20 protein-coding genes and 3 pseudogenes are annotated in these 26,650 nt (G+C 43.6%); 12 read left to right on the top strand and 11 right to left on the bottom strand.

Annotated features, from left to right (window positions below):
* Positions 1-930 precede the first annotated feature (930 nt).
* From FCL46_RS11305 to FCL46_RS11295, 3 genes are all read right to left on the bottom strand, one after another.
* Positions 931-1,551 carry a DUF6515 family protein gene (locus FCL46_RS11305; protein ID WP_136808236.1) on the bottom strand — a complete coding sequence of 207 codons (621 nt, stop codon included), beginning with the start codon at positions 1,549-1,551 and terminating at the stop codon, positions 931-933.
* Positions 1,552-1,568: 17 nt separating this feature from the next.
* Positions 1,569-1,934 (bottom strand): hypothetical protein, encoded by a 366-nt coding sequence (locus tag FCL46_RS11300; protein WP_136808235.1) that lies wholly within the window; start codon positions 1,932-1,934, stop codon positions 1,569-1,571.
* Positions 1,935-2,515: 581 nt separating this feature from the next.
* Positions 2,516-4,981 carry a right-handed parallel beta-helix repeat-containing protein gene (locus tag FCL46_RS11295; protein WP_136808234.1) on the bottom strand — a complete coding sequence of 822 codons (2,466 nt, stop codon included), beginning with the start codon at positions 4,979-4,981 and terminating at the stop codon, positions 2,516-2,518.
* 344 nt (positions 4,982-5,325) lie between these two features.
* Here FCL46_RS11295 and FCL46_RS11290 point away from each other — a divergent pair, with 344 nt between their 5' ends.
* Positions 5,326-6,078, top strand: coding sequence for an enoyl-CoA hydratase/isomerase family protein (locus FCL46_RS11290; RefSeq protein ID WP_136808233.1), 753 nt, complete (start codon positions 5,326-5,328; stop codon positions 6,076-6,078).
* Between the two features lie 188 nt (positions 6,079-6,266).
* Here the strand turns inward: FCL46_RS11290 and FCL46_RS11285 are convergent, their stop codons facing one another.
* The gene (locus tag FCL46_RS11285) at positions 6,267-7,628 is read right to left on the bottom strand and encodes a sigma-54-dependent transcriptional regulator (RefSeq protein WP_136808232.1); all 1,362 of its coding nucleotides are present in this window, start codon (positions 7,626-7,628) and stop codon (positions 6,267-6,269) included.
* Positions 7,629-8,308: 680 nt separating this feature from the next.
* Here FCL46_RS11285 and FCL46_RS11280 point away from each other — a divergent pair.
* The 4 genes from FCL46_RS11280 to FCL46_RS11265 all read left to right on the top strand — a co-directional run bounded on the left by FCL46_RS11280 (position 8,309) and on the right by FCL46_RS11265 (position 12,518).
* Positions 8,309-8,773, top strand: a complete 465-nt coding sequence (locus FCL46_RS11280) for an ATP-dependent zinc protease family protein (RefSeq protein ID WP_136808231.1) — start codon at positions 8,309-8,311, stop codon at positions 8,771-8,773.
* A complete protein-coding gene (rimK, locus tag FCL46_RS11275; protein WP_136808230.1) occupies positions 8,770-9,675 on the top strand; it encodes a 30S ribosomal protein S6--L-glutamate ligase in 906 nt (301 codons plus the stop codon). Before FCL46_RS11280 ends, rimK begins: the two co-directional genes overlap by 4 nt.
* The gene (locus FCL46_RS11270) at positions 9,672-10,709 is read left to right on the top strand and encodes a succinylglutamate desuccinylase/aspartoacylase family protein (protein ID WP_217909612.1); all 1,038 of its coding nucleotides are present in this window, start codon (positions 9,672-9,674) and stop codon (positions 10,707-10,709) included. Before rimK ends, FCL46_RS11270 begins: the two co-directional genes overlap by 4 nt.
* Positions 10,710-10,985: 276 nt before the next feature.
* Entirely contained in the window at positions 10,986-12,518 is a 1,533-nt protein-coding gene (locus tag FCL46_RS11265) for a GNAT family N-acetyltransferase (RefSeq protein WP_136808229.1), read from the top strand.
* A gap of 74 nt (positions 12,519-12,592) precedes the next feature.
* Here FCL46_RS11265 and mgtE read toward each other — a convergent pair whose 3' ends face one another.
* From mgtE to FCL46_RS11250, 3 genes are all read right to left on the bottom strand, one after another.
* Entirely contained in the window at positions 12,593-13,957 is a 1,365-nt protein-coding gene (gene mgtE / locus FCL46_RS11260; RefSeq protein ID WP_136808228.1) for a magnesium transporter, read from the bottom strand.
* 85 nt (positions 13,958-14,042) lie between these two features.
* Positions 14,043-14,855, bottom strand: coding sequence for a mechanosensitive ion channel family protein (locus tag FCL46_RS11255; protein WP_136808227.1), 813 nt, complete (start codon positions 14,853-14,855; stop codon positions 14,043-14,045).
* Positions 14,856-14,863: 8 nt separating this feature from the next.
* Entirely contained in the window at positions 14,864-16,084 is a 1,221-nt protein-coding gene (locus FCL46_RS11250) for a hypothetical protein (RefSeq protein ID WP_136808226.1), read from the bottom strand.
* 365 nt (positions 16,085-16,449) lie between these two features.
* On the opposite strand from FCL46_RS11250, the gene nhaA reads away from it, so the two are divergent.
* The 3 genes and pseudogenes from nhaA to FCL46_RS11235 all read left to right on the top strand — a co-directional run bounded on the left by nhaA (position 16,450) and on the right by FCL46_RS11235 (position 19,795).
* Positions 16,450-17,811, top strand: a complete 1,362-nt coding sequence (gene nhaA / locus FCL46_RS11245; RefSeq protein ID WP_136808225.1) for a Na+/H+ antiporter NhaA — start codon at positions 16,450-16,452, stop codon at positions 17,809-17,811.
* A gap of 261 nt (positions 17,812-18,072) precedes the next feature.
* Positions 18,073-19,137 carry a magnesium/cobalt transporter CorA gene (gene corA / locus FCL46_RS11240; RefSeq protein WP_136808224.1) on the top strand — a complete coding sequence of 355 codons (1,065 nt, stop codon included), beginning with the start codon at positions 18,073-18,075 and terminating at the stop codon, positions 19,135-19,137.
* A 126-nt stretch (positions 19,138-19,263) separates the two neighbouring features.
* Positions 19,264-19,795: pseudogene (locus FCL46_RS11235) on the top strand (TetR/AcrR family transcriptional regulator).
* Between the two features lie 79 nt (positions 19,796-19,874).
* Here the strand turns inward: FCL46_RS11235 and FCL46_RS28835 are convergent.
* Positions 19,875-20,961, bottom strand: a pseudogene (locus tag FCL46_RS28835) (IS3 family transposase); the annotation flags it as partial.
* Positions 20,962-21,054: 93 nt separating this feature from the next.
* Here FCL46_RS28835 and istA point away from each other — a divergent pair.
* Genes istA through FCL46_RS11205 form a run of 3 tightly spaced genes read left to right on the top strand, consistent with a single transcriptional unit; the run spans position 21,055 to position 23,567 of the window.
* Positions 21,055-22,539 (top strand): IS21 family transposase, encoded by a 1,485-nt coding sequence (istA, locus tag FCL46_RS11215; protein ID WP_136810869.1) that lies wholly within the window; start codon positions 21,055-21,057, stop codon positions 22,537-22,539.
* Positions 22,536-23,297 (top strand): IS21-like element helper ATPase IstB, encoded by a 762-nt coding sequence (istB, locus tag FCL46_RS11210; RefSeq protein WP_136810868.1) that lies wholly within the window; start codon positions 22,536-22,538, stop codon positions 23,295-23,297. Before istA ends, istB begins: the two co-directional genes overlap by 4 nt.
* A 60-nt stretch (positions 23,298-23,357) precedes the next feature.
* Positions 23,358-23,567, top strand: a complete 210-nt coding sequence (locus FCL46_RS11205) for a hypothetical protein (protein ID WP_136810867.1) — start codon at positions 23,358-23,360, stop codon at positions 23,565-23,567.
* A 34-nt stretch (positions 23,568-23,601) separates the two neighbouring features.
* On the opposite strand, the pseudogene FCL46_RS28215 reads toward FCL46_RS11205, so the two are convergent.
* Positions 23,602-23,712 (bottom strand): annotated as a pseudogene (locus FCL46_RS28215) (transposase); the annotation flags it as partial.
* Between the two features lie 113 nt (positions 23,713-23,825).
* On the opposite strand from FCL46_RS28215, the gene FCL46_RS11195 reads away from it, so the two are divergent.
* Positions 23,826-24,449 (top strand): hypothetical protein, encoded by a 624-nt coding sequence (locus FCL46_RS11195; protein ID WP_136810792.1) that lies wholly within the window; start codon positions 23,826-23,828, stop codon positions 24,447-24,449.
* A 102-nt stretch (positions 24,450-24,551) separates the two neighbouring features.
* Here the strand turns inward: FCL46_RS11195 and FCL46_RS11190 are convergent, their stop codons facing one another.
* Both FCL46_RS11190 and FCL46_RS11185 read right to left on the bottom strand, forming a co-directional pair.
* Complete coding sequence (locus tag FCL46_RS11190) at positions 24,552-24,866, bottom strand: hypothetical protein (protein ID WP_136810791.1); 315 nt, start codon at positions 24,864-24,866, stop codon at positions 24,552-24,554.
* A 512-nt stretch (positions 24,867-25,378) separates the two neighbouring features.
* Positions 25,379-26,314: a hypothetical protein gene (locus tag FCL46_RS11185; RefSeq protein ID WP_136810790.1), complete on the bottom strand. Its 936-nt coding sequence runs from the start codon at positions 26,312-26,314 to the stop codon at positions 25,379-25,381.
* Positions 26,315-26,650 lie beyond the last annotated feature (336 nt).

Below are 26,650 nucleotides of genomic sequence, written 5' to 3'. Positions count from 1 at the left end.
CTGTCCGACAATAGCGATTTTCTCACAAATCGAGGCATTTCTAAAAAATAAGCGCAGTCATATATTTGATATTTCGAGCATTATTTTTTCTAAATAACGAAGAAGTGGGGTAAAAGTGCATTTTCGGATAGCCTCCTCGGTTTGGTAAAGGCCCGGGATCTGTTTTCTATGCTTATGTGAGGTTGTTAGTGGCAAAACATGCAGGAATTATGAAGGAAATGAGGAAATGGCAGGATGCTGGAAAAGTCATTATCCTACCATTTCCTTTGTCAGGAGAGGAGGGGAAGGGAGGTCGGGGGAAAGAGGAGAGATGAGAATTACAGTAACAAGAGGAAGTACTTCTTTGGGTGGTATTCAGCTTCGTCAGAACTTCAGTTACTTTCAATCGCCTGGCACCAACTGAATCTGTCTCCTCTGAGGACGAGTGTCCTTTCTGTAATCCTTGGATTGCACATTGGATATCTGTATTTTTCAGATACATCAATGCGTTAATTGATCTGTCAGAAATGAGCAGCAAATAAGGAGAAAATATGGAACTCAGATTGCTGCGATTATTCATGCCAGCCAGTATTTATGACAGATGTCTGTCGTATAGGATGTATCCTGTTTTGAGTTATCAGTGAGTTGCTTAGTTAGAGTTATGTTGTTTGTTATTACTATAAAAAATAACAGGCAGTTAGACTATCCAGATTGCGATCATCAGCGCTGATGCCCGCAACACACAATCTATCATATAGCACCTCATTTTCAGGTTACGGACAGTGCAGCCTAATCGAATATGCAATATGATGTGATTACATATCATTGTGAACATTGTGTAATGTAAGGTTTGCCGTCAAATCGACATGTATTACGTACAACCTAACCAAACTCCCCGGCACCTGAGATGGTGAAATCAAGGAAGATACCGGGAAATTTGGCAGGTTTGTTTTAACCCATTGCAGCGGGTTCTACTGGAATAGCATATTTCAATTTAATCCAGCCAAATGATGAGTCGGGCAGTTTTACAAAAGCCCAATCTATCTGCGATGCTTCAATGGTGAGTATTTCTCCGTGCTTAACATGTCTGACTACAGAATGTTCAAGGCCAGGCCCTGAGCGAACGTTAAGAATATCAACAGCAACACGAATTTGAGTACCCTTTGCGATGAGGGGAGCATGCGGCTTTGAGGGGCGTTCGACTACCATATATCCCTCAGGGACTTTTTGATAATACACCCCGTCATAGGTAAAGAAGACCGTCTTGTCTGCCGTTACACGGAGCGACTCTGGTGGAATAGTCAGTACAACCGCGCCAATTGGGGCTGGTGCAACAACAAAACCATGAGGAGCTCTCCTGAAAAATACACCATCAAGGAAATAGAAAACCAGTGATCCTACATGCACTATATGGTGACCTAGAGGCAGCTGCCTCATCTGAAAACCGGGAGGGCGTGCCATAACAGTCGTAGGGGTAACGGTAGTCAGAGCAAGCATAAGTGTTGAAGTAGTGATAATCAGTGGATGGCGTATGTTAAATACACGTTTCTTTGTATTCCTTTGTGTTGTCATTGTGTCTGACCTTTTTGTTAACGGTGGATTCTGTTGCTATCTTTATTTACCGGCATAGCGACCAGATGATCGTTGTAATCCTGACAGGTTGCCTGAAGCAGTTGACCATTAGAAGTGGTAAATTCAACGTTGTCTCCAACCTGTTTGCCTTCACATGCTGTAAATGCCTCTTCCGGAGGTTCGCGATCTTCCTGCTTGTCATTTTGATTATCACGATTTCCCGAAGGAGGACCCTGATGCATACCGCCTCGGCCGCCCATAGAGGGTGGCCCCTGTTGATCACGCGAGTTGTCCTGATTGCTATTCGTGGCACAGCCTGCTAATTGAATTGAAGCAAGTAAAAAAAGTGGCCAGACGAGTTTGGCTAAAGTGTGTTTATTCATTGGTGCATTCCTTATACATACTGACTCAGTTTTTGAGCTGGTTTATTTCCGTATCGAGGACCCTCGGTACCTGAGAGAGAGAGGGGGAGAAGAAAGGCGGTACCGAGGGCCCTGACATGCCGGATCATTTTTCGTATAACTGTACAGATTGTGTTTATTTTTTTGATACGATTTTTCATTTCGAGATCAAATGCGATGTTTTGCTTTGATGCTTTGAGTTATAGCGATGAATTTAGCAGCAAATAGGGAGGAATTATGGAAGTAGGGGAGAGCAGGATAAAAAAATAGTAACTGCTCACAGGGCACCAAATATTTCCGCGATCAGCCTGGCTTACGTATGACATAGGCTTCACCAATCTGCTTGGGAAAATCTTCGTCACCCTGTAAGTGGCTACAAATAATAAGATTTATAAAACCAAGTCGTTTCCCTTGTAAGTAGTTACAAAAAATATTTATATGATCCCCCCCTAAATCTCAGCATCGAAATGTGAGGGAGGCAAAGGAGTAAGTATTTTTAGGAGTTTATTGTATTCTCAATGCAATTTCCTCAGTCCTGAACCCTATAACCTCAGTCCTTTTTGTTATCTTTCTGGTATACTTTCGTCATCAATATCAGTCGCACCGGATGTGCTGGTGTTGTTTGTGATGGTGGTCAAGTCGTCCACGTTAACAAATCGTCCCATATAGTTAAGGGCAATACCGCCACCTCCAAGCTCTGCACAATTTTCAGTAACTGTTGAGTTGTTCAGGAAAACATTCCCTTCGTAAATTGAAAATGCACCACCACGCTGATTTGAAGAGTTGTTCGAAAGAGCACATGAAGTAAATCGTGCTTCAATTGAAGAGAGTTGAGACGAGTTGTTATCTACATAGACAGCTCCACCATTGCCAGTGCTTGTGTTTCCGACAATTGTGCAGTCTGCAAAACCAGGCCATGCGCCATAATCGATATACATTGCACCGCCACGATCTGTGGCTGTGTTGTCAAATATATTGGTATCCAGGACTTTTACTCCATCTTCTTCGTTGTCAGGGCCGGTTCGAAAGAGCATTCCCCCGCCTTTTTCTGCTGAGTTTTCGGTAATATTGCAGTTAATAAGTGTGGGGGCAGAATGTGAGTAGGCTGCGATTGCTCCGCCTTCAATAGCACTGTTGGTTGTAAATGTGCTGTTAATTATATCAGGTGAGGCTGAATTATAGCAGAGTAGTCCGCCGCCACGGCTATGGTGAAAATCGCCGTTTGCGTTACCGTCCTGAATGATAAAGCCATCAAGTACGCCGCCTGTGGCACCAAATAGTACGTGGTACGAGTTGTCTGAATTGTCATCGTGTACACCTATATCACCGGAGAGAATTGTTGGATTACGATCGTAATCACGATCCTCAATGTGTGTTTCTAGTCCGACAAAGCCACCTAAAATCGTAACGCCTTCCTTCATGACAAAGGTTGCGGCCCGATCTGAGCCTCTGGTCGGTGTGTATATCCCTGCTGCGACCCAAATCTCCGAACCTGAAGTAGCGATATTGAGCGCTTCATTGAGAGTGGTGAATGCATTTGACCAGGAAGTACCATCGGCCAGACCTGCGGCATCGTGATCTACATAAATTACTTCGGCTATACCATCCAGGCTCCTGGTGTCGTAATTAAATGCTGTATATGTGCGGTTAACGTCCTGTTCGAAAAATTCGGTCCAGTATTCAATATTAACTCGCCTTCCCGGGTGCCAGCCAACGTCAGTTTTCGAGACATATGATTCCGGGTTGATATAGGCATTTGCAATAAGGCTTCCGTCAACTGTTTCAATTACTGACTCATCATCATACAGGGCGAGGCCATCATGCCAGTTGCTGATAGAGGTGTTTGAGGATTCACTCTCGTTGCCGATAAGAACAGATCTATAGAGATGGACTTCATTACCTATATATGGCAGGCCATCATTTTGTTCACCCATATATGTGCCCTGGTAGAGCGCGGCACCAATATCGTATGCTCTGTTTTCTATAAAGGTTGTATACACAATCCGATGTGGAGAAACGCCATCTGCGACGAGTGCACCTCCACGTTCTGCTTCGTTTTTAAGAAATAGCACATTCATCAGCATTACCGGGCTACCCATATCAGCATAAAGAGCACCGCCCTTGGCTTTGGATGTATTGTTTGAAAAGACGCAGTTTACAAATGTCGATGATGTGAAAAAATCATTGGTAACTGCGCCTCCACGCGCAGTGGCGTGATTATTGTCAAAAGCGCAATTTTCAAAGGTCGGAGTATTCTCAACCACCGTATTGTCTATGTCATCAGGGTCCCATGACGTTGTAACCATATTGTAGACAGCACCGCCTTTAGATGCGTAATTGTTTCGGAATATACAATTTTTAGTAGCAGTGGCTGCATGAACGTTGAGCAGTCCGCCTCCTGAGGATGAGCGGATATTGGTTACACTTCGCAAGATCTCCATTGCAGCTGCCTCGGCGGGAACTTCAACAAGGCTGCCGCTACTGTCGGTTTCACCTTCTGCCAGAATCGCGTAACCATCCTGTATTACAAATCCGTCAAGGATTGCATCATCTGCTCCGACAACAACGTGGTAGACATTATCGGTCATAACAGATGTGTCACCGATTTCACCCGAGAGAATTGTGATGTTTTTTATCCAGTTACGTTGGCGCCTGAACTGTTCATGACCGCTGAATCCACCATACACATCAATATTAGATTGAAGGGTAAAGCTCGCGTTACGATCTGATTCTTCTGTCGGGTAATACGTGCCTTGTGCAACCCATATTTCTTCTTTACCGGATACGTTACTTTGCAATGCTTCTGCTAGAGTTTGATAGGCTGTGTCCCACGAAGATCCATCGGGTGATGTTGCTTTGCTGGCCTGATTCACATAGATAACTGCCGGATTTGAAATGATAGGCTGAGTGCTATCTGAGACCACTCGATTCTCCATCATATTAATTGGGTTTGCATGGGCACAGGCTATAGAAAATACAGAAAATTTCATGATAATAATTGTAATAGGTATTCCTCTCCAAATATTCATTTCATGCTCCTTAATAGATAAGTTCCCAGGACAGGATTTGCCTTCTGGTTGAACGAGAGGTTCATTTCATTGCGCCTATCCCTTTGTACGTGCTCAATGTGCAGTGAATATGAATGAAATGCGTATTAGTAGCGATCGGTAAAGAACACAGCATCAGGAACGAAGGTTGGAGAGAATATAAAAATTGTAGAACAAATCGCACCAGCTGAAACATTAATTGTGTTGACGTTGACGTTAACAGTTTGCGTTTTGTCATATTCGAAGTATGTTTTCAGAGATATTCTCTTTTAAAAACAGATTCTTTTATATGTTTCCTGCAATTTCATACATTACGGAGGAATACAATGAACGTTGAACAGTATGAGGACATCCGCCTGACTATTGAAAATAAGGTTGCCAGAATTTCAATAAACAGACCCGATAAACTGAATGCGATCAGGATTCAAACCTACAAAGAACTAATATCTGCTCTGCAAAGTGCAGATGCTTCTCCTGAATGCAATGTTATTGTTTTACAGGGAGAAGGGGGCATTTTCACAGCGGGGAATGACCTGTCGGATTTGGTTGGAGGCAAACAGCAACAGGTGATGGAATGTGTTCAGGGGATTTTTGCCTGTGTTGCAAACATTAAAAAAGTTTTGATTGCGGCTGTGGAAGGAGTTGCAGTCGGAATTGGCACTACAATTTTGCTGCATTGCGACATCGTTGTAGCCTCTGGCAAAACGAAGTTCAGGTTGCCATTTGCAAACCTCGGTGTTTGCCCCGAGGGTGGTTCAAGTGTTTTTCTCCCTGGAGCAATAGGTCAGAAGATGGCAAGAGAGGTATTGTTTACCGGCCGTTTTTTCTCCGCTGATGAAGCGTATTCCTGGGGGCTGATAAATAGGGTGGCAGAGCCGGGAAAGGCTGTAGAAGTTGCAGAAGAATATATCACTCCAATTCTACAGCAACCATTAGCTTCTCTTCTTGCAACAAAGGCACTTATGCGTGCTTCTCAGCCTGATGTTGAACATCTTGTGAATGAAGAACTTAAGGTTTTTAAAGAATTATTAATAACCGACGAGACACAGAAGCGAATCAGTGGATTAGTAAAAAGGTAGGTCATTCAGGGAATGAATAAAAAGTACAGAAGGGTACTGTAAACATTATTCTGGCATTAACCGAGGAGGGGGATCCGAGAATAGGATGTTTGACCAAAATGTCATTCTTGGACAGCCCCCTGGCAACCCAAGCTCTTTTAAAAGACGTAGGCTGCTTTTTTTTTGAAAAATCGTTCGGTGCTTGCTCCTTATTCCAGCTTATACTCTTTAATTTTGTTCAGGAGAGTCTGCCTGGCAATGCCTAGTTTCTTAGATGTAAGGCTTTTATTATTGCCGTTTTTTTCAAGCGTAGCCCGAATAACCTCCCGCTCCATATCGCGGAGGGTAAACTCGCTGTTGGCAGGTAGTGCTGGTCTGGTTTGTATATCACCTGTGAAAAACTGTGGTGGTAATTCATGCGGTGTAATCTGTTCGCCTAGACAAAGTATCACAGCACGTTCCAGGGTGTTTTCAAGTTCGCGGATATTCCCCGGCCAGGTGTGATGCATAAGCAGGTTCAATGCTTCTGGATGAATTCCTTTAATATCCTTACGATTTTTTGCTGCGTAATGGTTTAAGAAAAAACTGGCCAGCTCAGGGATATCAATACTTCGTTCACGCAACGCAGGGATGTGAATTGGTACCACGGATAGACGAAAAAAGAGATCCTGCCTGAATTCGCCTGTGGAAATCATTGCTTCAAGATCTTTATGTGTTGCTGCCAGCAAACGAACATCTACAGTATTGGTCGTAGTGCCCCCAACCCGCTCAAATTCCCCCTCCTGAAGAATTCTCAGGATTTTTGTCTGGGTAGAGATGCTCATATCACCGATCTCATCAAGAAATAGTGTGCCTTTATGTGCTAATTCGAAGCGGCCTTTACGACGACTGGTAGCGCCGGTGAAAGATCCTGCCTCATGTCCGAATAGTTCACTTTCAAGTAGATTTTCGTGAAGGGCGGCGCAGTTCAGCTTAATAAACGGGCCGTTATTGCGCGGACTGTTGTGATGAATAGCATTGGCAACTAATTCCTTACCTGTTCCGGATTCACCGGTGATAAGAACTGTGGCATCGGTGGGAGCGACCATTGCGAGAGTTGAAAACATTTCCTGCATTGCAGGGCTTTTGCCGATAATATTACTGAATTGGAACTGGTCATTCAATCGTGTTTTGAGTGATTCGTTTTCTTCCTTGAGGTTTTGGAAATTCAATGCCCGCGCGATAGTTAATCGTAATTCGTCAATATCAACCGGTTTTGTGATATAATCAAAAGCACCTTTCTTCATTGCATCGACAGCACTTTCAACTGACGAAAATGCTGTAAGTACGATCACTGGGCAACTATAACCGGCTTGTAGAAGGGCTGAGAGGGTTGTTATCCCATCCATCCGTTTCATTTTTAGATCAAGGAGAATGAGATCTACACGATTTTTTGCAAGAAAAGGCAGAACTTCATCCCCATCACTAACCTCAAGTATCCGGTAACCGTTACTTTGTAAATTAACCTTCAACATGGTTCGATGCGGTGCTTCGTCATCAACTAACAGCAGTGTCTCCTTATGTTTTGTCATACGTAATCCTTTCAAGATTTTGGGAGCAATATAAATGAGACAGTGTAATCACTGTTTTAGAAGCGGGGCCATAAAAATGATATAAATCAGAAAAAGCAGTGGCAAGCGAGCCAGCATATAATGGTTTTCAAAATTCTGGCCGTAAAATATTTCGCGTTAAATCTTTAGACAGACGTATTACCTGATTTTTTATTATATTTTTTTCGCAGGTCTAAGAATAAGCCATGCCGCTGTAGTACACTACCTCAAATGGTTCATACCGTTGCAGTTGCGGAAAACCTGCTGATGCTAATGAGAAATACGGGTTAGTGTAAGTGTATGTATAGCAATAAAAATGTCGAGGTATATAGGCGTATTTATGATAGAGGGGGGGGGGGAGATTGTTTGGACTATCCTGATTATATAGTAGTAATGAATGTGTATTTAAAATCATTAAAATAACGGTTGATTAACCACTTATCATATTTGCTGAAAAAACGAATTGCCCTTACCTGAGAAAACTGGTAGAAACTCAGCCCTTTTTCCTTAAAGACTAGAGATTTACTCTGATGAGTCAATAGCTTATGGTTTGTGTTATGTCTCGAACTCTTGTAGGAGAGTCCAGAAATGTGTTGTTAAATGAAGTGGTTGTGAGATACTTAATCAACCTCCTTAAATGTCTATGGTAGATAGGTTTGATTATGAGAAGTGGTTTTGAAATAATTGGTTGGCGCGAATGGTTGGAGTTGCCGACTCTAAACGTCCCTGCAATTAAGGCTAAAATAGATACAGGTGCCCGCACCTCAGCGATTCATGCATTTTTCACAGAGCGGTTTAACCGTGATGGTGAAAAGATGGTACGCTTTGGGATTCACCCGCTTCAAAGAAACAGCAGATTTGAAATAATCTGTGAAGCTCCCATAGTGGATGAGCGTGTTGTTACAGACTCAGGTGGCCATAGTGAATTGCGTTATGTCATTCAGGTTGAGGTGTCTTTCAAAAATATCAGATGGCCAATAGAAGCTACTCTTACTAACAGGGACAATATGAAATTCCGCATGTTGTTGGGAAGAACTGCTCTTGCGGGTCGTTTTCTTGTAGATTCGGAAGCGTCTTTCTGCGGTGGTCGTGAACTAGGAAGAATATATAAAAAGAGGAAAGTATGAAAATTGGAATATTATCGAGAAATAAAGACTTATATTCGACCAAACGCTTAGTCGAAGCCGGTCATGAACGAGGACACGAAGTCCGTGTAATCGACACACTGCGTTGCTATATGACCATCGCATCCCAAAGACCGACTATTCATTATAAAGGTGAAGAATTAACCGGATATGATGCAATTATTCCACGAATTGGTGCTTCAGTTACATTTTATGGAACTGCAGTTGTCCGACAGTTCGAAATGATGGGAGTGTACAGTCTCAATGAGTCAGTTGCTATCAGTAGATCTCGCGATAAATTGCGCAGCTTGCAGCTTCTTGCCAGAAAAGGTATTGGCCTGCCGGTTACAGGCTTTGCCCATTCAACTATGTACACTCAGGATCTGATCAATCAGGTTGGCGGTGCACCGCTCGTAGTAAAACTTCTTGAAGGTACTCAGGGAATTGGAGTTGTACTTGCTGAGACACAGAATGCTGCTGAGAGTATTATTGAAGCGTTTCGTGGCTTAAAAGTGCAGATTCTTGTTCAGGAGTTCATAAAGGAAGCTGGAGGTGCTGATTTGCGTTGCCTGGTTGTTGGCGATAAGGTAATAGCTGCAATGAAGCGGCAGGGGGCTGAAGGTGAGTTTCGCTCTAATCTCCATAGAGGTGGCAAATCAAGCATTGTAAAGCTGACACCTGAAGAGCGTTCTACAGCCGTTCGTTCCGCCAAAATTATGGGCCTTAGCATTGCAGGTGTAGATATTCTACGGTCAAATCATGGTCCGGTGGTAATGGAAGTAAACTCATCACCAGGCCTTGAAGGTATCGAAAAGTCTACTAATAAAGATGTTGCAGGCGGGATTATCGAATACATTGAAAAGCAGGCTCGCGTAGGACGAACCCGCACACGGAGCAAAGGGTGAAACAAGAATCGTTTCGTATCGGTAATGCTGTTATTGTTCCAGGCAGTCAGCAACTTGTAGAGTTGCCGGTCGCGCATCTCTACACACACACACAGATGTCACTGACCGCCCATGTGGTTCATGGCAGAAGACCGGGACCGAGACTATTTGTATCTGCAGCTCTGCATGGTGACGAGATTAACGGGGTTGAGATAATTCGCAGGCTTCTTAAGCGAAAAACTTTGGCCAGCCTCAAGGGGACGCTTATAGCAATCCCTGTGGTTAATAGTTTTGGTTTTATCAACCACTCTAGATATCTGCCGGATAGGCGTGATCTGAATCGGGTTTTTCCCGGTTCAGTGTCCGGTTCGCTGGCCTCCCGTATTGCAGATCTTTTCATGACTGAAATTGCCTCAAAATGTACGCATGGAATAGATCTTCATACCGGTTCCAACCATCGATTCAACCTGCCGCAGGTTCGTGCATCACTTAAAGACAAAGAAACGAAACGGCTTGCGCAGGCATTTGGAGCACCCGTAATGCTGCACTCCAAGCTACGGGATGGATCGCTTAGGGAAGCAGTCGCAGAGTTGGGTATTCCAATGCTTTTATATGAGGCGGGAGAGGCGTTACGGTTCGATGAGCTGTCAATCCGCACAGGTTTACGCGGGATCGTCTCTGTTATGCGCTCCATCGGCATGCTACCGGCAAAGGCCTCAAGACGAAGCCACGCAGTATTTCCTTCAAGCTTGTCTAAATGGGTCCGATCGCCAATTAGCGGTATCCTCTCACGACGCGCCGCAATTGGGGCACAGGTTGTAAAAGGTGATGTCATTGCTATTGTTCATGATCCCTATGGGGAGACCGAGGAAAAAATTACTGCTCCTGTTTCAGGTGTCATTATTGGTCGTCTCCAGCTGCCTTTAGTCTATCAGGGAGATGCACTTTTTCATATCGCTGTTCTGGAAGGTGACCCTGATGCAGGTCAGATTGTTGAAGAACTGACATCAGATTTTGAGCAGTCAGATTTTATTCCACCTAAGGTCGGTTTATAGGACTTCACGTTATGGACAGTCTTTCCGAAATCGGAAAACTCTTTTTCCCAACTGATCAAGTGCTGGCATATCCCGCTAGAAATCGAAACACGTATGTGGCAGGGGCATCAACAGATTCTTAAAGTCTGCGTTATTCACGTAATTTTCATAAAAGAGATAGCGGCAGGCTGATTTACATTGCTAAGAGCAGCATTTACCAGCTTGAATAAAACTATGAGCAACACTGCCATAGTCCAATGGTGTTGGTAGTTAAAGACGTGCATAAAGGAAAGTACGATGTCTAATGATACAGAACATAAGTTAAAGGTGCGTCACCTTAATATCGACGATTACGCGTCACTGAGAGATATTAGTGGAAGGGTGTATAAAGAGGTAGCAGCTCCATGGGAAAAAGAACCGATTTCTCGACTTATTCAGACCTTCCCCGAAGGCCAGGTGTGTATTGAGGATAACGGTAAACCTGTAGCGATTGCTCTTTCACTCATTGTGAATTTTAACCTGTTTGGTGATAACCATTCGTATGAGCAGATTACCGGCGGTGGGAAATATACAACCCATGACAGTGAAGGTGATTATCTCTACGGTATAGAAATATTCGTTGACCCCGATTATCAGGGGATGCGCCTTGGCAGGCGCCTGTATGATGCACGTAAGGAGCTTGCAGAGAACCTGAACCTGAAGGGCATTCTTATTGGTGGCAGGATTCCGGGATATCATAAATACTCAAGTGAAATGTTACCCCAGAAATATATTCTCAAGGTAAAGGACAGGGAGTTGTTTGATCCAGTCCTTACATTTCAGATATCCAACGATTTTCATGTTCGAAACCTGTTGGATAATTACTGGCCTGAAGATCACCATTCACGTGGGCATGCCGTTCTTCTTGAATGGATCAACATTTACTATCAGAAGAAAACCAAGCTGATCGGTAGAACAAAGTCCATTGCGAGAATTGGTGTTGTTCAGTGGCAGATGCGACGATTTAATTCATTTGATGATTTCATGCAGCAGGTGGAGTTCTTTGTTGATACTGTCAGTGATTATAAATCTGATATTATCCTGTTTCCTGAATTGTTCAATGCGCCGCTCATTCACACATATGAAGGAAATAACCCTGCAGAGGCTATGCGTCAACTTGCAGGATATACCGAAGATCTGCGCCAGGCTATGGTGGAAATGGCCCTTGGTTACAACATCAATATCATCACCGGTAGTGTGCCGGAGCTCCGGGATGACGGCAAGCTGTATAATGTCAGTTACCTCTGCCGCCGAGATGGCACCTGGGACTACCAGTCCAAGCTGCATATCACACCGGATGAAGAGAAACACTGGGGATTTACAGGTGGACATGATCTGAAAGTCTTCGATACCGATGTGGGTAAGATTGGCATACTCATCTGTTATGATGTTGAGTTCCCGGAACTTGCACGACTCCAGGTGTTAAAAGGGCTGAAGATGCTGTTTGTGCCGTTCTGGACTGATACCCAAAACGGTTACCTTCGGGTTCGACGATGCGCTCAGGCAAGGGCAATTGAAAATGAGTGTTTTGTGGCAATTTCCGGAAGTGTCGGCAATATTCCTAAAGTTGAAACTATGGGAATTCAGTACTCGCAGTCTGCGATATTCACTCCTTCGGATTTTTCATTTCCACACGATGCTATCGCATCTGAAGCAACGCCTGGCATCGAGACAACGCTCATCACTGATCTCGATCTTGATCTCGTGAAAGAAATTCGTTCACAGGGAAGTGTCCGTAATGCATCCAGTCGCCGAACAGATTTGTATGAGCTCAAATGGCTGGCCGAGTAGGTGATGCTAAGGCATAGATACTGATAAAGAAGAACGGGATTGGAGCCTCGAAAGCTCTAATCCCGTTCTTCTTCCTACATGCCGATCAGTTGTGGCAATACTGCAGAGGCAAAACTCAGAACAAAAAAGAATCCGCACATATCGGTGACTGTTGTCAGCAGAGGGCTGGAAACTAAAGCCGGATCGAGTTTGAGTCTCTTGAGCAACAGGGGCAGCATGCCGCCTAAGGTCACAGAAACGAGAGTGTTTGCTGCAAGTGCACCACCAACAACAATTCCAAGCCAGGGGTTTCCTTTCCATAAATACGCTATAGAACCAAGCAGGACACCAAGGACAACACCGTTAATCAATCCAACCCTCGCTTCTTTTGCCAGCACCCAGAGCAACTCACCCGGTCGAACCAGCCCCAGCGATAACTCCCGCATAGAAACTGCAACAGCCTGGTTTCCTGAACAACCGCTCATGTCGCTTACCATAGGCAGGAATACTGCAAGTGTAATGACTGCAGCAAGAGTGTCCTGATAGAGAGCAATGACGCTTGCGGCTATAATATTTAAGACGATATTCATACTTAACCAGGATAAACGCCTGCCGGAGCGCGAGTAGAGAGGCATTGTACGAAATTCTTCACCGCCGATAATACCGCTGATACGCAGGAACGTGGATGTCTTCTTTTTGTCCGCCGCATCTTCAACTGCCGCTGGCAGTACAACTCCGACAAGTCGCTGACTGTCATCGACAACCGGGATGCCGAATAGTGGATGTTCATCGAAAAATTCCTGTAGTTCTCTAAGAGAGGCATTATCCTGCATCCTGAGTGGAGCAGGAATCATGACGTCGCGTAAACACGTTGATCTGGCAGGGAAAAGCAAATCGTGTACCCTGAGCACCCCTACCAGTTTTTCTTTACGTTCGACCACATAGAAATACTGAACGTGATAATCCGCATATTCTTCACTGTTTGTCTGGAGATCATCAAGGACATCCTGAATAGTAGCGTCAGCGTTGTAAGCCAGAAACTCTGAAATCATCAGACCACCGGCACAATCTGGAGGATATTCAAGTAACATTCGTGCTTCATCAGCATCTTCACGGTCCATCTTGTCAAGAATTGCCTGGGATGCCTCATCACCCATCTCAGCGAGTACGTCTACCACGTGATCACTGGACAACTCCTCCATAATTGCTGCTGCCTGTTCAGAGTTCATCTCTTCGACAAGATCTGCAGCCTGTTCTTCAGGAATATCCTCAATGAGATCTGCAGCGTCTTCAGGGCTAAGCATAGCAAGCAGTCGTTGCTGGTCAGCTGGATAAAGCCGTGAAATTGCTCGCGCTGTTTCAGGTGCACTCAGCGTATCGATATATTTTGATAGCTCCGGGATATTTTCAGTAGAAATGAGTTTACTGAGAATTTCCCAGGATGATGCTGGTGAGTTCATAATGACCTCGTATTTAGGTTCATAATTAAGGATATATACATAACGATCATTCAACGACCGCAGTGGTTGTTTGGAAGTTTAGAGGTTAATCAGCAAGGGAACTTGGAGGTAGTACAGCCGCAAAGGTAATCCCTAGAGTTTGGAGCGCTGCCTTTCCTCGAATGGTTAAGTCAGAAACAAAGGCAAATTGTTGTCGGGGATCTACCGGGTATGCTTTCAGCCGATAATGGGTCCCCCATGGTTTTTCAACCAGAACAATCTTAATTGGTTGTTTAATTTGTAGGTAGGCACTTGTTAAGGCGACATCTTCCAAGATACTTACCACGTGTTCTGCATCGTGACGAGGATGGAGATAGAAGTCCGCTGTACATTGTAAATTCTGTCCACCATCGTTTGCATTAAAAATAAATTTGTTCCACAAGTTCATGTGCGGAATAATCACCACTGTGTCATCAGGAGTGACAATCTCAACACTGCGCATGTTTATGGCTTTTACCTCGCCGTAAGCGCCATCGATTTCGATCCAGTCACCTGGCCGATAGGGAGCCTCGTAAAGCGTTACAACACCTGCAAGCAAACTACTGATATAGTCTTTAAACGCAAAGCCCAGGCCCAGGCCCAGCGCACCGACAAGGACGAGAAGGTTCTCTACAGTCGGCTCAATAACACTTGTAACGATAAGGGTGAGAGCACCTGCTATAATCCCCAGACGGAGCAGCGGAACCAATGAAAGTATAGAAAACCTGAAACGGCTGGGGGCCTTTTCGGCGAACCACGGTATACACCGTTCACTCAGCGATATCAATAGCCAGGATCCGGCAAGAATCAGAATAATTGTCAGTATGTTCGCCTGACTAATGGCGTTGAATAAATCTGAGGGATTAACAGAACCGTTCATACTGTCTCCTAAAATTGATCTACAAGGTAGCCTTTGGTTTCCAGAAAACGGCGCACGGCAGGATAGCCACGTGGAGTAACCTGCCAGATATCGTTAACTTGATATATGAGTTCATTATCTTCAAGTGTATAGACTGTCTTCGTGACCTGTCCGGCAGAGACAGGAAGTAATTGGGCTAGGGTGTGTAAGGGGAGTCCGTTATGCAAAAGCAGGGTTTGGAGTACGAATGCTTCATCATGTCCAGCTTCTGCATATATCGCAGGGAGATTGATCGTATCCCATGGGGTGACCCAGAGGTCATTGAATTGAGTGTCACCTTCCTCTGAACGTGTATCGGAAGACATTGAAGCACCAGGTGTCGCACGTAAGGCTGAACGTAGAATATTACAGGCAATACCAGGGTTTCCACGACTGTGGGCAGCGAGGATTTGTAAAAAATTACTCGAACTTTCAGCTGATTGATTTTCGGAAGATTGTTTTAAAATATTTCGGCCATTATCCGTCTGGCGAAAATTTCTCCTATTCAAATCTGTACCACCTGCAGATTTTTGCAGAAGTGTTGTTAACCGATCCTGATCAAACGATTGAAAGGTCAGTAGGAGTGGTTTTCTGCCATTCCATAATTGTGAAAGATATGCCCAGGCCCAACTGTCGCAACCAATAATTCCAGGTCCGGGGCTATCCGAACAGATGGTATGAAAAAATTGCCGGACAAGTTTAAGACCAGAAGCATTGCGAAGATATATTTTTCCGAGGGATGGTAAAATCCAGGGGCCGAGATCTGCACATAGGTCTCCAAGCCAACTGTCACCCCCATCAGCGATCAGTTCAGGTGAAGGAGATGATACAACGCGCCAAGACAAATGTTGAGCAAGGATATTGAGCGTTTCAATAAGGCCATTGTGAGGCGGAAAAACCAGAACGACACTTCGTCCTTCTTTGACACCATCAATGAGCCAGTTTTCTAAGGCATTTAAAAGCACTGTGGCTGCATCAGACCAGTCCGGTTCCGGAATAATACAATTTGCCTCGCATGAAGGTAGTGGATTAAGTGTTTCGCTTTCAATGAAAACAGAATTTTTGTCTTGCGAATTTCGTTCAAAAAGTTTGCGGAAAAAATGAAGTCTTTCTCGCGCACTTTGTGTGACCGGAGTAGCTGGTATTTGATAATCACCAACGGGTACATACTGCCAGTAAGGCGGAGTTTCATGCTGTATCTGTGATGGCATTATTTGGTTCACCCCTCTTTCAAACACATCGAATACATAGGTATGAATTGCAATGTTAAAGGATTAATGCGGTACGATGGCTGGTCGAAAATAGTACTTTTACATAAAACACAGATGGTGGTCTTTTGATGTTATCCTGTTATATCTATTGTAATGCTCTTAGTTGAGTGATTACAAGAAACTCCTGTAATCTGGAGAGAAAAATGTCAATCACAGCGTCTGTATACTTGAGGTTTATGTTATGTCACGATCAAAAAAACAATTTACACGTTTGCCTGGATTAGATTTTTAGTATATGTGAGGATATCTTAAATATAGAAGGACTGTTCTGAGCAAAAACATCAATCATTTTGGGAATTATTCCAATGCAGACAACAGCAGATACCCATAATTCAGTTCCTGAGCAAATGGTAACACCGGAGCACCTTCGATCAAGCACATTCCAGAAGTTCTTTCACAAGATATCGCACGGTGGCTATTTATTGTTTGCCGCAGCTATCATTGCGATCATCTGGTCAAACATTTCGCCGGAAACATACAAACATTTCTGGCATCTGATGTTTACAATCGGAGTTGGCAAATTTTCATTGTCGCTTTCGCTTGAGCACTGGGTGAATGATGTCCTTATGACATTTTTCTTTTTCACAGTCGGCCTTGAGATAAAACGGGAATTTCTGGTAGGTGCCTTATCAAACACCAAAAAAGCAATGCTACCCATATGTGCTGCTGCGGGTGGGATGATTGTTCCTGCCCTTATTTTTCATATGTTCAACCAGCAGCTTCCAGAGGCCAAGGGGTGGGGAATACCTATGGCCACAGATATCGCATTTTCACTTGCTGTACTCGCTACGCTTGGTTCGCGAATACCTTTTAGTATACGAATTTTTCTCACAGCATTTGCAATCGCCGATGATCTTGGGGCGGTAGTGGTTATCGCAATGTTTTACACACCAGAGATAAATTTGACCTATCTGGCAGGTATTATTCCTGTAATGATCGTTTTGGGAATTATGAATCGTTTATGGGTTCGCTCCGCTATTCCATATCTTTTTGTCGGCGCAATATTGTGGGGGATTGTTTCGGTATCAGGGTTGCACGCAACTGTTGCAGGGGTAATTGTTGCAATGTTTATCCCTGCTAAAGGCAAGTATGATATGAAAATATTTATGCATGTGCTTGAAAACCATCTGCATACTATCAGGGCAAATAATATGACCAATAGCGATATCATGCTGAATCGCGCTCACCTTAATGCTGTTCAGGCTATAGATGTGGCTTGTACTGAGGTAGAGACGCCTTTGCAGCGACTTGAACTTGTACATACGCAGTGGGTATCACTGATAGTGTTGCCGTTGTTTGCTTTGGCAAATACTGGTCTTGTTCTTAGGGGTGTAAATATCTCTGAAGCATTACTTCACCCGATCTCAATCGGGGTTGGGGCAGGCTTGGTCTTCGGTAAATCTATTGGGGTATTTCTTGCGACATTCCTTGCAGCAAAGTTGCTTCGGTTACCACTTTTTGAAGGATTCACATGGCTGAGGGTTCTTGCAATTGGTTTTCTTGGAGGTATCGGTTTTACGATGTCTCTGTTTATTTCAAACTTGTCGTTTGTGAGGCCGGAATTTATTGAATACGCAAAAATCGGCATTATATGCGGATCTATGTTGAGTGCAACTCTGGGATATCTGATTTTACGATTTGATACCCGAATGCACGGAAGTAATTAGTGTCATGTGGCAGATGTAACGAGTAAGGAATATAGGATATTTCAAAATTCATTCACTCAATCATGACGAAGATACGGTTAGTTATGAAATGTCGCGTGAGTAGTCTAACACCGTATTTTTTTACACTGAGTTTCGATGGTAATCAGATAATGTTTTACGCAACCTTTGCATTACAGTTACCTCCTAAAAAACTGTCTGTTATTTAAGGTCGTGTGACTGTAATTATTTGATTGCTCGTGAGTTACTTGCGATGGAGATATCATGGCTAGATTTCTGAAAAACACCGAGAACAAAGTAGGAAAGTCTCCGGACGATCTTGTTTTTGTCGGACAGCAAAAACTCGATAATCCTCATATCCATATCATGGATTTTGATTCTGTAAGCCTCAGGGAAATTGAAACAGATACCCCTGAGGACTGCAGGGAATTTCTGGCTTCGAAAACTGTTACATGGATAAGTGTCTATGGACTCCATGCCCCCGCACTTATCAAGGGAATCGGCGATATTTTCGGTATTCACGCTCTTGCACTTGAAGATATTGTCCATACCGGCCAACGATCGAAAATGGAAGAGTATGATGACAAACTCTTTTTGATATTGAAACTTCTTACAATAGATCCGGATTCCGAATATTTCCGCAGCAGTCAGCTATCCATAGTTATAGGGGAGAATTTCGTTATTTCATTTCATGAGGAGAAAATAGATCTTTTTTCTCCAGCCCGTGAGCGTGTTCGCAAACAAAAGGGGAGAATCCGCAAAAGCGGTCCTGACTATCTGGCGTATACTATTGTGGATATCGTTGTCGACAATTACATGATTGTTCTGGAGGATATCGGCAGCCAAATAGAGGATATCGAGGAGGCTGTTATTGAGGAACCTAACAGCCAAACGCTTAATCAGATAACACATTTCAAGCATGAAGTGAATTATCTGCGAAAAACAATCAGGCCGGCCTGGGAACTTATAGCTCAAGTATCCAAGCTCGACAATGATATTATCAGCGAACAGTCACAGCCGTTTTGGAAGGATCTTCTTGGTATTACAATTCAAGCGACAGAGGTCCTCGAATCGTATAGGGAAATGCTGTCGGATCATCTAAATATCTACAACTCCTCGGTGAGCAATAAGCTTAATGAAATAATGAAGGTGTTAACGATATTTGCAGCTATATTCATCCCGCTTACCTTTATAGCAGGCATATATGGTACTAACTTTGAATATATGCCTGAATTGCATTGGCGATATAGTTACTTTGTTTTCTGGGGCGTCATGATTGTGGTTGCGGGGTTAATGCTGCGGTTTTTTAAACGAAAAGGCTGGATGTGATATGTCAAGTGAGTTCAGGTCACTTATATGATCCAAGGCCCATATTTCCTGGTTATTATGGGAGTCATTATTCGTTGCAAAAATACCATCTTGACAATGTAGAGCGATCATTCTACCTTGGCGGTTATGATTTCAACAAAAGAACACATTGCTGCTCGACTGGAACAGGCATTTAATAACCGTGGCTTTGCTGAACCAAGCGTTGCAGAATTGCAGAAGACAGCTGGAACTACTCTTAGAACGCTCTACCGCCATTTTCCATCAAAAGAAGCCGTGGTGATTGGTGCATTACATTATCGCCATGACCGATACTTTGCTTTCCTGGCTGAAAATGAACCGTCGCCGGGCAAAGATTCAATCATCCACCTGGTTTAACCGTCTTGCTGCCTGGATGACTACCTATGCCCCCAGTGGTTGTTTATATCTCAACGCGCTGACATCCTTTCCAGACAACAAGGATGTGCGAGATGCTACTGTGCAATACAAAAGTGAACTTATCCAGATAATGGCTGCAAGGAGTGGAAGGAAGGATTTGGCCCATGAGCTTTTTCTGCTTCATGAAGGAGCGTCTGCAGCATGGCCAGTTGTTGGTGAGCAGGCAATTCACTCTGCAATTTCAGTTGCCAAGAAAATAATTAGGGGAGAGAGTGATGAATGAGATACCTGAATTCATGAAAGGTGTCCAACTTACCGGACACGGTGGTTTTGACGTGGTCAAGTAAAAGTGGACACTTTTCTTAGGCCGCCTCTTTTAGCTCCATCATTTTTTCAAAATCATTTGGGCTGAGATAGCCAAGATACGAATGCAGCCTTTTACTGTTGTAAAACATCTCTATGTAATCAACGATATCTCTTCTTGCAGTTTCCCTGCAGGGATAGATGGAGTCAAAGACCCTTTCTATTTTCAAACTCCCAAAGAAACTTTCAGCTACACTATTATCCCAACAATTTCCTCTGCGGAGTCTTCGCTTAGCTGCGACTCATGCTGCTTATCATTCGGTTCTCTTTGAGGAACCGTTGAAAATCATTGCTACAATACTGACTGCCACGATCTGAATGGAAAATAAGACCTGGTGAAGGCCTGCGACGCCAGATCGCCATTTGCAATGCATCGATAACAAGGTCTTTCGTCATACGACTTTTCAGTGACCAGCCCACAACCTTGCGGGAATATAAGTCTATAACAACTGCGAGATACAGTCAGCCTTCTGATGTCCAAATATAGGTAATATCAGAGCAGTAAATAGCATCAGGTTGTGATACAACAAAATTGCGGTCCAGCACATTTGGGGCAACAGGGAGCTTATGTTTACTGTCTGTTGTAGCCTTGAATTTCCTTTTCTGTTTTGCTGACACATTTGCCAATTGCATGAGCGCAGCAGCTTTTGTTCGACCACAGCTCTCACCTTTAGCTGTTAATTCTTCTGATATTCTTCGAGCACCATATGCTCCCCTGACGTATTTATGTATCTTTTTTACCTTGGGAATCAGCCGCTCACGTTCTTTTTTTCGCTCAGATATATTTCTGGAACTCCAAGAGTAAAAGCCACTACGGCTTACTTCCATTACTTGGCATAATAGGGTGATTGGATAGACCTTCTTCTCAGTATCAATAAACTGATAGCTCACCCATGCTCCTTGGCGAAGAAGGCCGCTGCCTTTTTTTTTTAATATCTCTCGTTCCATCTTGAGTTGCTTGTTTTCTTTTTTGAGGCGTTTGAGTTCAGCTTGCATCGCCACCATGCTTCCAGGCGATGTGGATTCACTTCCAGGATGCTCTGCTTCTTTCTTCCAACGACCAAGCAGGTTTGCATTTACCCCTATGATCAGCGACAATTATAATTCCCCCCTAACGACAATTATTTTTCCCGGAAAATTGTGATCCGATTATTCATATCTCTCAAAGGAGGGATATGAATGGTCACAGACTTTCAGGTGAGAAAATTGAAGAAATATTTAAGTCAGGGAAAAACATTAGAGGTCGCATCACTGAAGGCTGGCATGGATGAAAAAACTGGCCGCAAGTATCGTGATCTTGAAAAGTTACCAAGTGAAATTAACGCTGAACGAATACGAGATTGGCGAACTCGAGACGACCCTTTTGATGATGTATGGTCCTCGGTTACACCATTTTTAGAAAGCAATGACGCCCTTGAGGCCAAAACACTTTTCTGTCACCTGCAACGACTTCACCCTGGCCGTTTCAGCGATGGTCAGCTTCGGACTTTTCAACGTCGAGTAAAAAACTGGCGTGCTACAGCAGGCCCTGGTAATGAAATTTATTTTCCGCAAAAGCATCACCCTGGCAGATTAGGCCAATCAGATTTCACCCATATGGATAAATTGCAAATTACTATTGCAGGCCAGCCATTTGATCACCTGGTATTTCATTTTGTTCTGACCTATTCAAACTGGGAAACGGGGACAATATGTTTTTCAGAAAGTTTTGAGAGTTTAAGCGAAGGACTGCAACAATGTCTTTGGCAACTTGGCGGTGCTCCCGAGCAACACCAAACGGATAGGTTGTCAGCTGCGGTAAATAAACCGGAAAATCTTGAAGAGTTTACTCGTGCATATCAAGGGTTATTGGACCACTACAATATGCAGGGGCGTAAAACAAATCCTTCCAGCCCTCATGAAAACGGAGACATTGAACAGCGCCATTATCGTTTTAAGAAAGCAGTTGATCAAGCACTAATGCTGCGAGGTAGTCGGGATTTTACTACGCGACAAGAGTATGAACTGTTTTTGCAGAAGCTGTTTGCACAACTTAATCGCAATCGTCAATCACGATTTCTCGAAGAACAGGCAGCCTTGAAACCCTTACCTTCGAGTAAGCTTGATACATGTACGCGTTTTGAAGTGAGAGTCGGACCGAGCAGCACTATCAGAATAAAACACAAAGTCTATTCAGTTAACAGTCGTCTGATAAAAGAAAAGGTCAACGTTCGCCTGTATTCAGGGCATCTGGAGATCTGGTATGGACAAAGTCATATTGAAAATATTCCGAGGATAAGAGGCAGCAACAAGCATTATATTCAATACCGTCATATCATTGACTGGCTGGTTCGCAAACCTCGGGCGTTTGAAAACTACAGGTATCTGAATGATCTGTTTCCAACCAGCAGATTCCGGATGGCCTATGATACTCTTGCTCAACAGCACTGTGTTACCAATGCTGCCAAAGAATACTTGTCAATTTTACAACTTGCTGCTCAGAAAAACGAGACAGCTGTCGATGATGCTCTGCGTTACTTGATTGCAGAAGAAGAACCAATAAATGCTACTGAGGTACACAAATTTCTTTCCTTGAAACAGCCGGCTGAACCTGTCACTGACGTATCGGTGCAGACTGTTACCCTTGCTGGTTATGATCAACTCTTAGAGGAGGTCCACGGATGAATCAAGCAGATAATGTGGTTACTCTGGAGAGGTCGTTAAAGCAGCTCTATCTATCAACTGTTCGAGCCTGTTATCGGGGCGAGGCTGAGTTAGCCAGGCAGGAATCACTGAGCTATGAAGCGTATCTCCAGGAGTTGGTTGTTCGAGAATGCGAAGAACGTCGGCACAAACGCATTGCGAGATATTTACGGGAATCCAGGCTGCCTCTGGAAAAAAGCCTGGCCTCGTTTGACCAGACTCGCCTTCCTGCTAAACTTCGTGGCTTGGTGAATAGCCTGTTGGAAGGTTCTTTCCTTGAACGATCTGAAAACATATTGGCCTTTGGAAATCCCGGTAGTGGCAAAACCCATTTGCTTTGCGCGATTGCGCAAGAGCTGATTAACAACGACAAGCGAATTCTCTTCACGTCCTGCAGCTTGCTTGTTCAAGATTTATTGGTGGCCAAAAGAGAACTTGTGCTACCCCGAATGCTCAAAAAAATGGTGAAATATGACGCGTTACTTATCGATGATATCGGTTACGTCCAGCAAAGCCGGGAAGAGATGGAGGTGCTGTTCACTCTACTGGCATACTGCTATGAACGAAGCAGCATCATGCTCACCAGCAATCTACCTTTTTCACAATGGGAAAAGATTTTTAAAGATCCGATGACCACTGCTGCTGCTATAGATCGCCTGGTTCATCACAGTGTCATCCTGGAGCTCAACCTCGATAGTTACAGGCTAAAAAAGGCAAAACAGAACTTGGAGGCAGGTTAATGCTCCTCAGTACCGGGGGCTCTGCCCCCAAACCCCCGAGGTTTAACGCATTGAGGCCATATGGATGGAGAAAAAAACAAAGACCGAGCAGTAACGCTCGGTCTCCATCCTTACGGCATTCATCTCGGCGCTCAGGTCGCTCCTCAGCGTTGCCCTATCCTCCGGATGAGTATTGAAATGTTACTTATGGAAATTTGTTTTAGCAAGAAGAAAAGTGATATTTTACCGTTAAAACAAAGTGTTAAAAGCGAGATGAGTCCGGAATTATAATTGTCGTCAACCCGGAGTTATAATTGTCGTTGAACACCCCTAAATTGCGTGCGGCCTCAGCCACGGAATAGCCCTGGTCTGTGACAAGCTTCACAGCTTCTTCTTTGAATTCGTTTGAGAAGTTACGTCTCTTTCGTTTGGTCATAAATTACCTCCTTAAGAATTGTTATTTCACTCTTAAGAAAGTGTCCATTAAATTCCTACCACATCATTCAGCCTGATGTTATTCCCCAGGAAGTAGAGGATACTCGAGAGTTATTGAAAAGTTACAACAGAACTGTTGAGCCTGAAAACATGTTATTTGCATCCTATAAAGATGGATTTGATGTTAATGGTCGATTCCATGGTTCAGCAGTTGTTGTAATGCCAAAGGAAGAACGAAAGAATATTGAAATCAATGGAGAACAGACCATGGAGATTGATATTCGGAACTGTATCCCATTTGTCCTTTCTGCATCTTATTTGGGGAAACCATTACCCGGAGATGTTTACGATCTAGATAATGTTTCTCGTGGAGCAGTGAAATTGGCGTTGCTGCTTGCGCTAAATTGTAAGTCAAAGGAGCAAGCTAGGCGAGCATTACAGGCAGAGCTAAATTCTGCTTTTGAAGAACAGGTAACAGCAGCAGGTATACTTGAGATGCTTGAGGAATCTTACCCTGTCCTCGCTGCTCACTTTTACTCATCTGTGGGAACTAAATTAATGCGAATTGAGTCTCGTTGTATGGAGAGGTTCATGCGAAGAATGCTGGATCTGGGAATTAAGCACTACCCAATCTATGATTCTGGACGAGTCCCGGTATCTGCTAAATCTGTAGTAAAGGAAGAGCTTATGAAAGCATTCACAATTAACGGAATTGAACCTGTCTTACATGAGGAATAGTCTGTTTTAAACCTAGAGATAGAGACACTGAGGTTGTGTTAGTAATATTAGTTAGATGGCTCTAGAGACATATTTGTCTTTTCTGTCTTTGGTTGCGATAACCTACCAACAAGAATTCAGTTTAAGCCGAGACAACTTACGTCGACTTCGAAACTTCCCGTTGACCTCTGTGAAGTGTACGGTGAGATCATTGATATTCATATTAATGGGGTGGATGTTCCCTTCGAAATCATGTTGCATGGTATTGCATACCCCGTTCTCATCTGGGCGTAGATCAACAAGGGACATACTTCCTTTGAAATCGGATTTGATTTCAGCCACATACCATTTGTCAGCCTTGCGATCGTAGAAGTTGTCCTTGTTCCCGATAGGAAGATCAGCGGGGAAGGCCCAGATCATAGGGAGTGGGAGTTTCATCTCAAAGTACTTCCTGATACGCTTTTGGGCGTCTAATAAAGTTGTTAGACTATCGGATTTACAATTGAACGCGTTGCCCATGAAAGGAGTTGATAGCTTGAGGTTTGAGGACTTTAGGTTTTGAATGAAACCCTCACAGGGGAATAAATATAGCCATGCTGGGCCAATCATTGGTTTAACTTCAGAGAATTGCTCTTTAAGATGATGCTCAATAGTGTAGTCGAAGTGATCACGAAGCTGAAGTAGGTCTTGTGGGAATTCGGTAGTCTCAAGGCAAAAGAATTGGTCCCATAGTGTGAACCGTGGTGATTCATGACCTACTAATATTACAGTACCAGTGTACCATTCACATCTTGAGAGCAGAGCCAAGTGGGAGTCAATTGGGGAGCAAATACCGACTATATTAGGTTTTTCAGAATCCAATTTGCCTAACCCGGACAAACCAGACCCAAAGTCTATAGGGCTTAACCCAAGTTTAAAAATTTCATCCGCTAGGGGTTCCTCTGTAATCATCATCGGTTGCCTTTGTTTGTTGACTTGGATCGAAGGTCGGTGAGAAAGGATAGGAACCCTAGTTCTTTAAACGTTTTCTTCTTATCAAGAAGACTAAGGAAATCTGCTGTATCTTTAGTCGCAGCAACTGTTCCAGTTGCGATAGATACGCCTGGGATGAAGCCTGCAATATCAAGCAGTATAGATAAACCTGCTTTCATAGAGGTCCAACCGCTGATATCTGATTTAAATTCATTGACAAGCACATCTATGGCGTCGTTTTTCACATGATTCCATCGCGTGATAATTAGTTCTGTATCATTTGGGTCATTTAGTAATTCCGTGCTTAAGGCTGACACAAGGTCTCGCATTATTTGCCTAAAGTCTTTAGCGCCTTTAGTCGCTCTGATATCTAAAATGTCATCCAGAGTGCTCACTCGCAGTTCTGGAAGTTCAATGGAAAGGATCCTGTTGAGAACTGTAAAGGGGCGTGAATCGTTTGTTAAAGGACATTGATTCGGTAATGTGGGAGGTTGAATGCATCCGTTCGACCCAACGAATGGTAGACCTCCTATCCTACTGTATAGAAGCGCGTTCTCGACAGTTCCAGACCAAGATACGTTTGAATCATTGGCTATGGTTCGTACTCTTTCCTCTGTGTTATGTAATTCTTTGAGAAATTGCTGGAGTTTCTTTAGGCGGTCATGATCGTCTTCATGGATATAGCTTGTCGGGTTAAATGCCATGAACCCAGATTCCTGAACCTTCTTTATAGTGCTACCGAAAAGTTCTAGGTAACTGTATCCAAGTATTGGCTTAAGCCCCATCATCAACAACGGATCTGCGACAACTGTATCGAATAGAAGTGCGGTTTGAGTGAGAATAGGTAAGGTTGCTAAGTCCCAAGTCATACGCAGTTCAACTTTCTTCTCGCAGTACGCGTACTCATCAGACATGATTGCGCCTGCCACAATCCTTGGGTCACAGACTGCAACTGTTGAATCAGATACATTCATATATTGTTATCCTCACATGAACCAAGTGGTCGCTCAACTATTCATTAAATTGAACCTGTAGTAGTTATACTGGTATGATGTCCTGAAAAGGGGATGCTTACAACTGTGTTAATCAAGATATATCGAACCTATTTGACAAGATAAGTGCTTATTGTTCAATGAATAAAGTCTGAGCGTCATAGTATTATGTTAGGTATTGCAGACCGATAAGATAAAGAATTGACTGTATCTCCATATACAGAAAAGCTCTAGGGCACTGTTAGAGCTTTTCAGCAA

The sequence above is a fragment of the Desulfosediminicola flagellatus genome (assembly GCF_005116655.2).
Classification (GTDB): Bacteria; Desulfobacterota; Desulfobulbia; order Desulfobulbales; family Desulfocapsaceae; genus Desulfopila; species Desulfopila flagellata.
The sequence above is the reverse complement of the archived record's forward strand: the minus strand, read 5'-3'. Positions and strand labels throughout refer to the sequence as shown.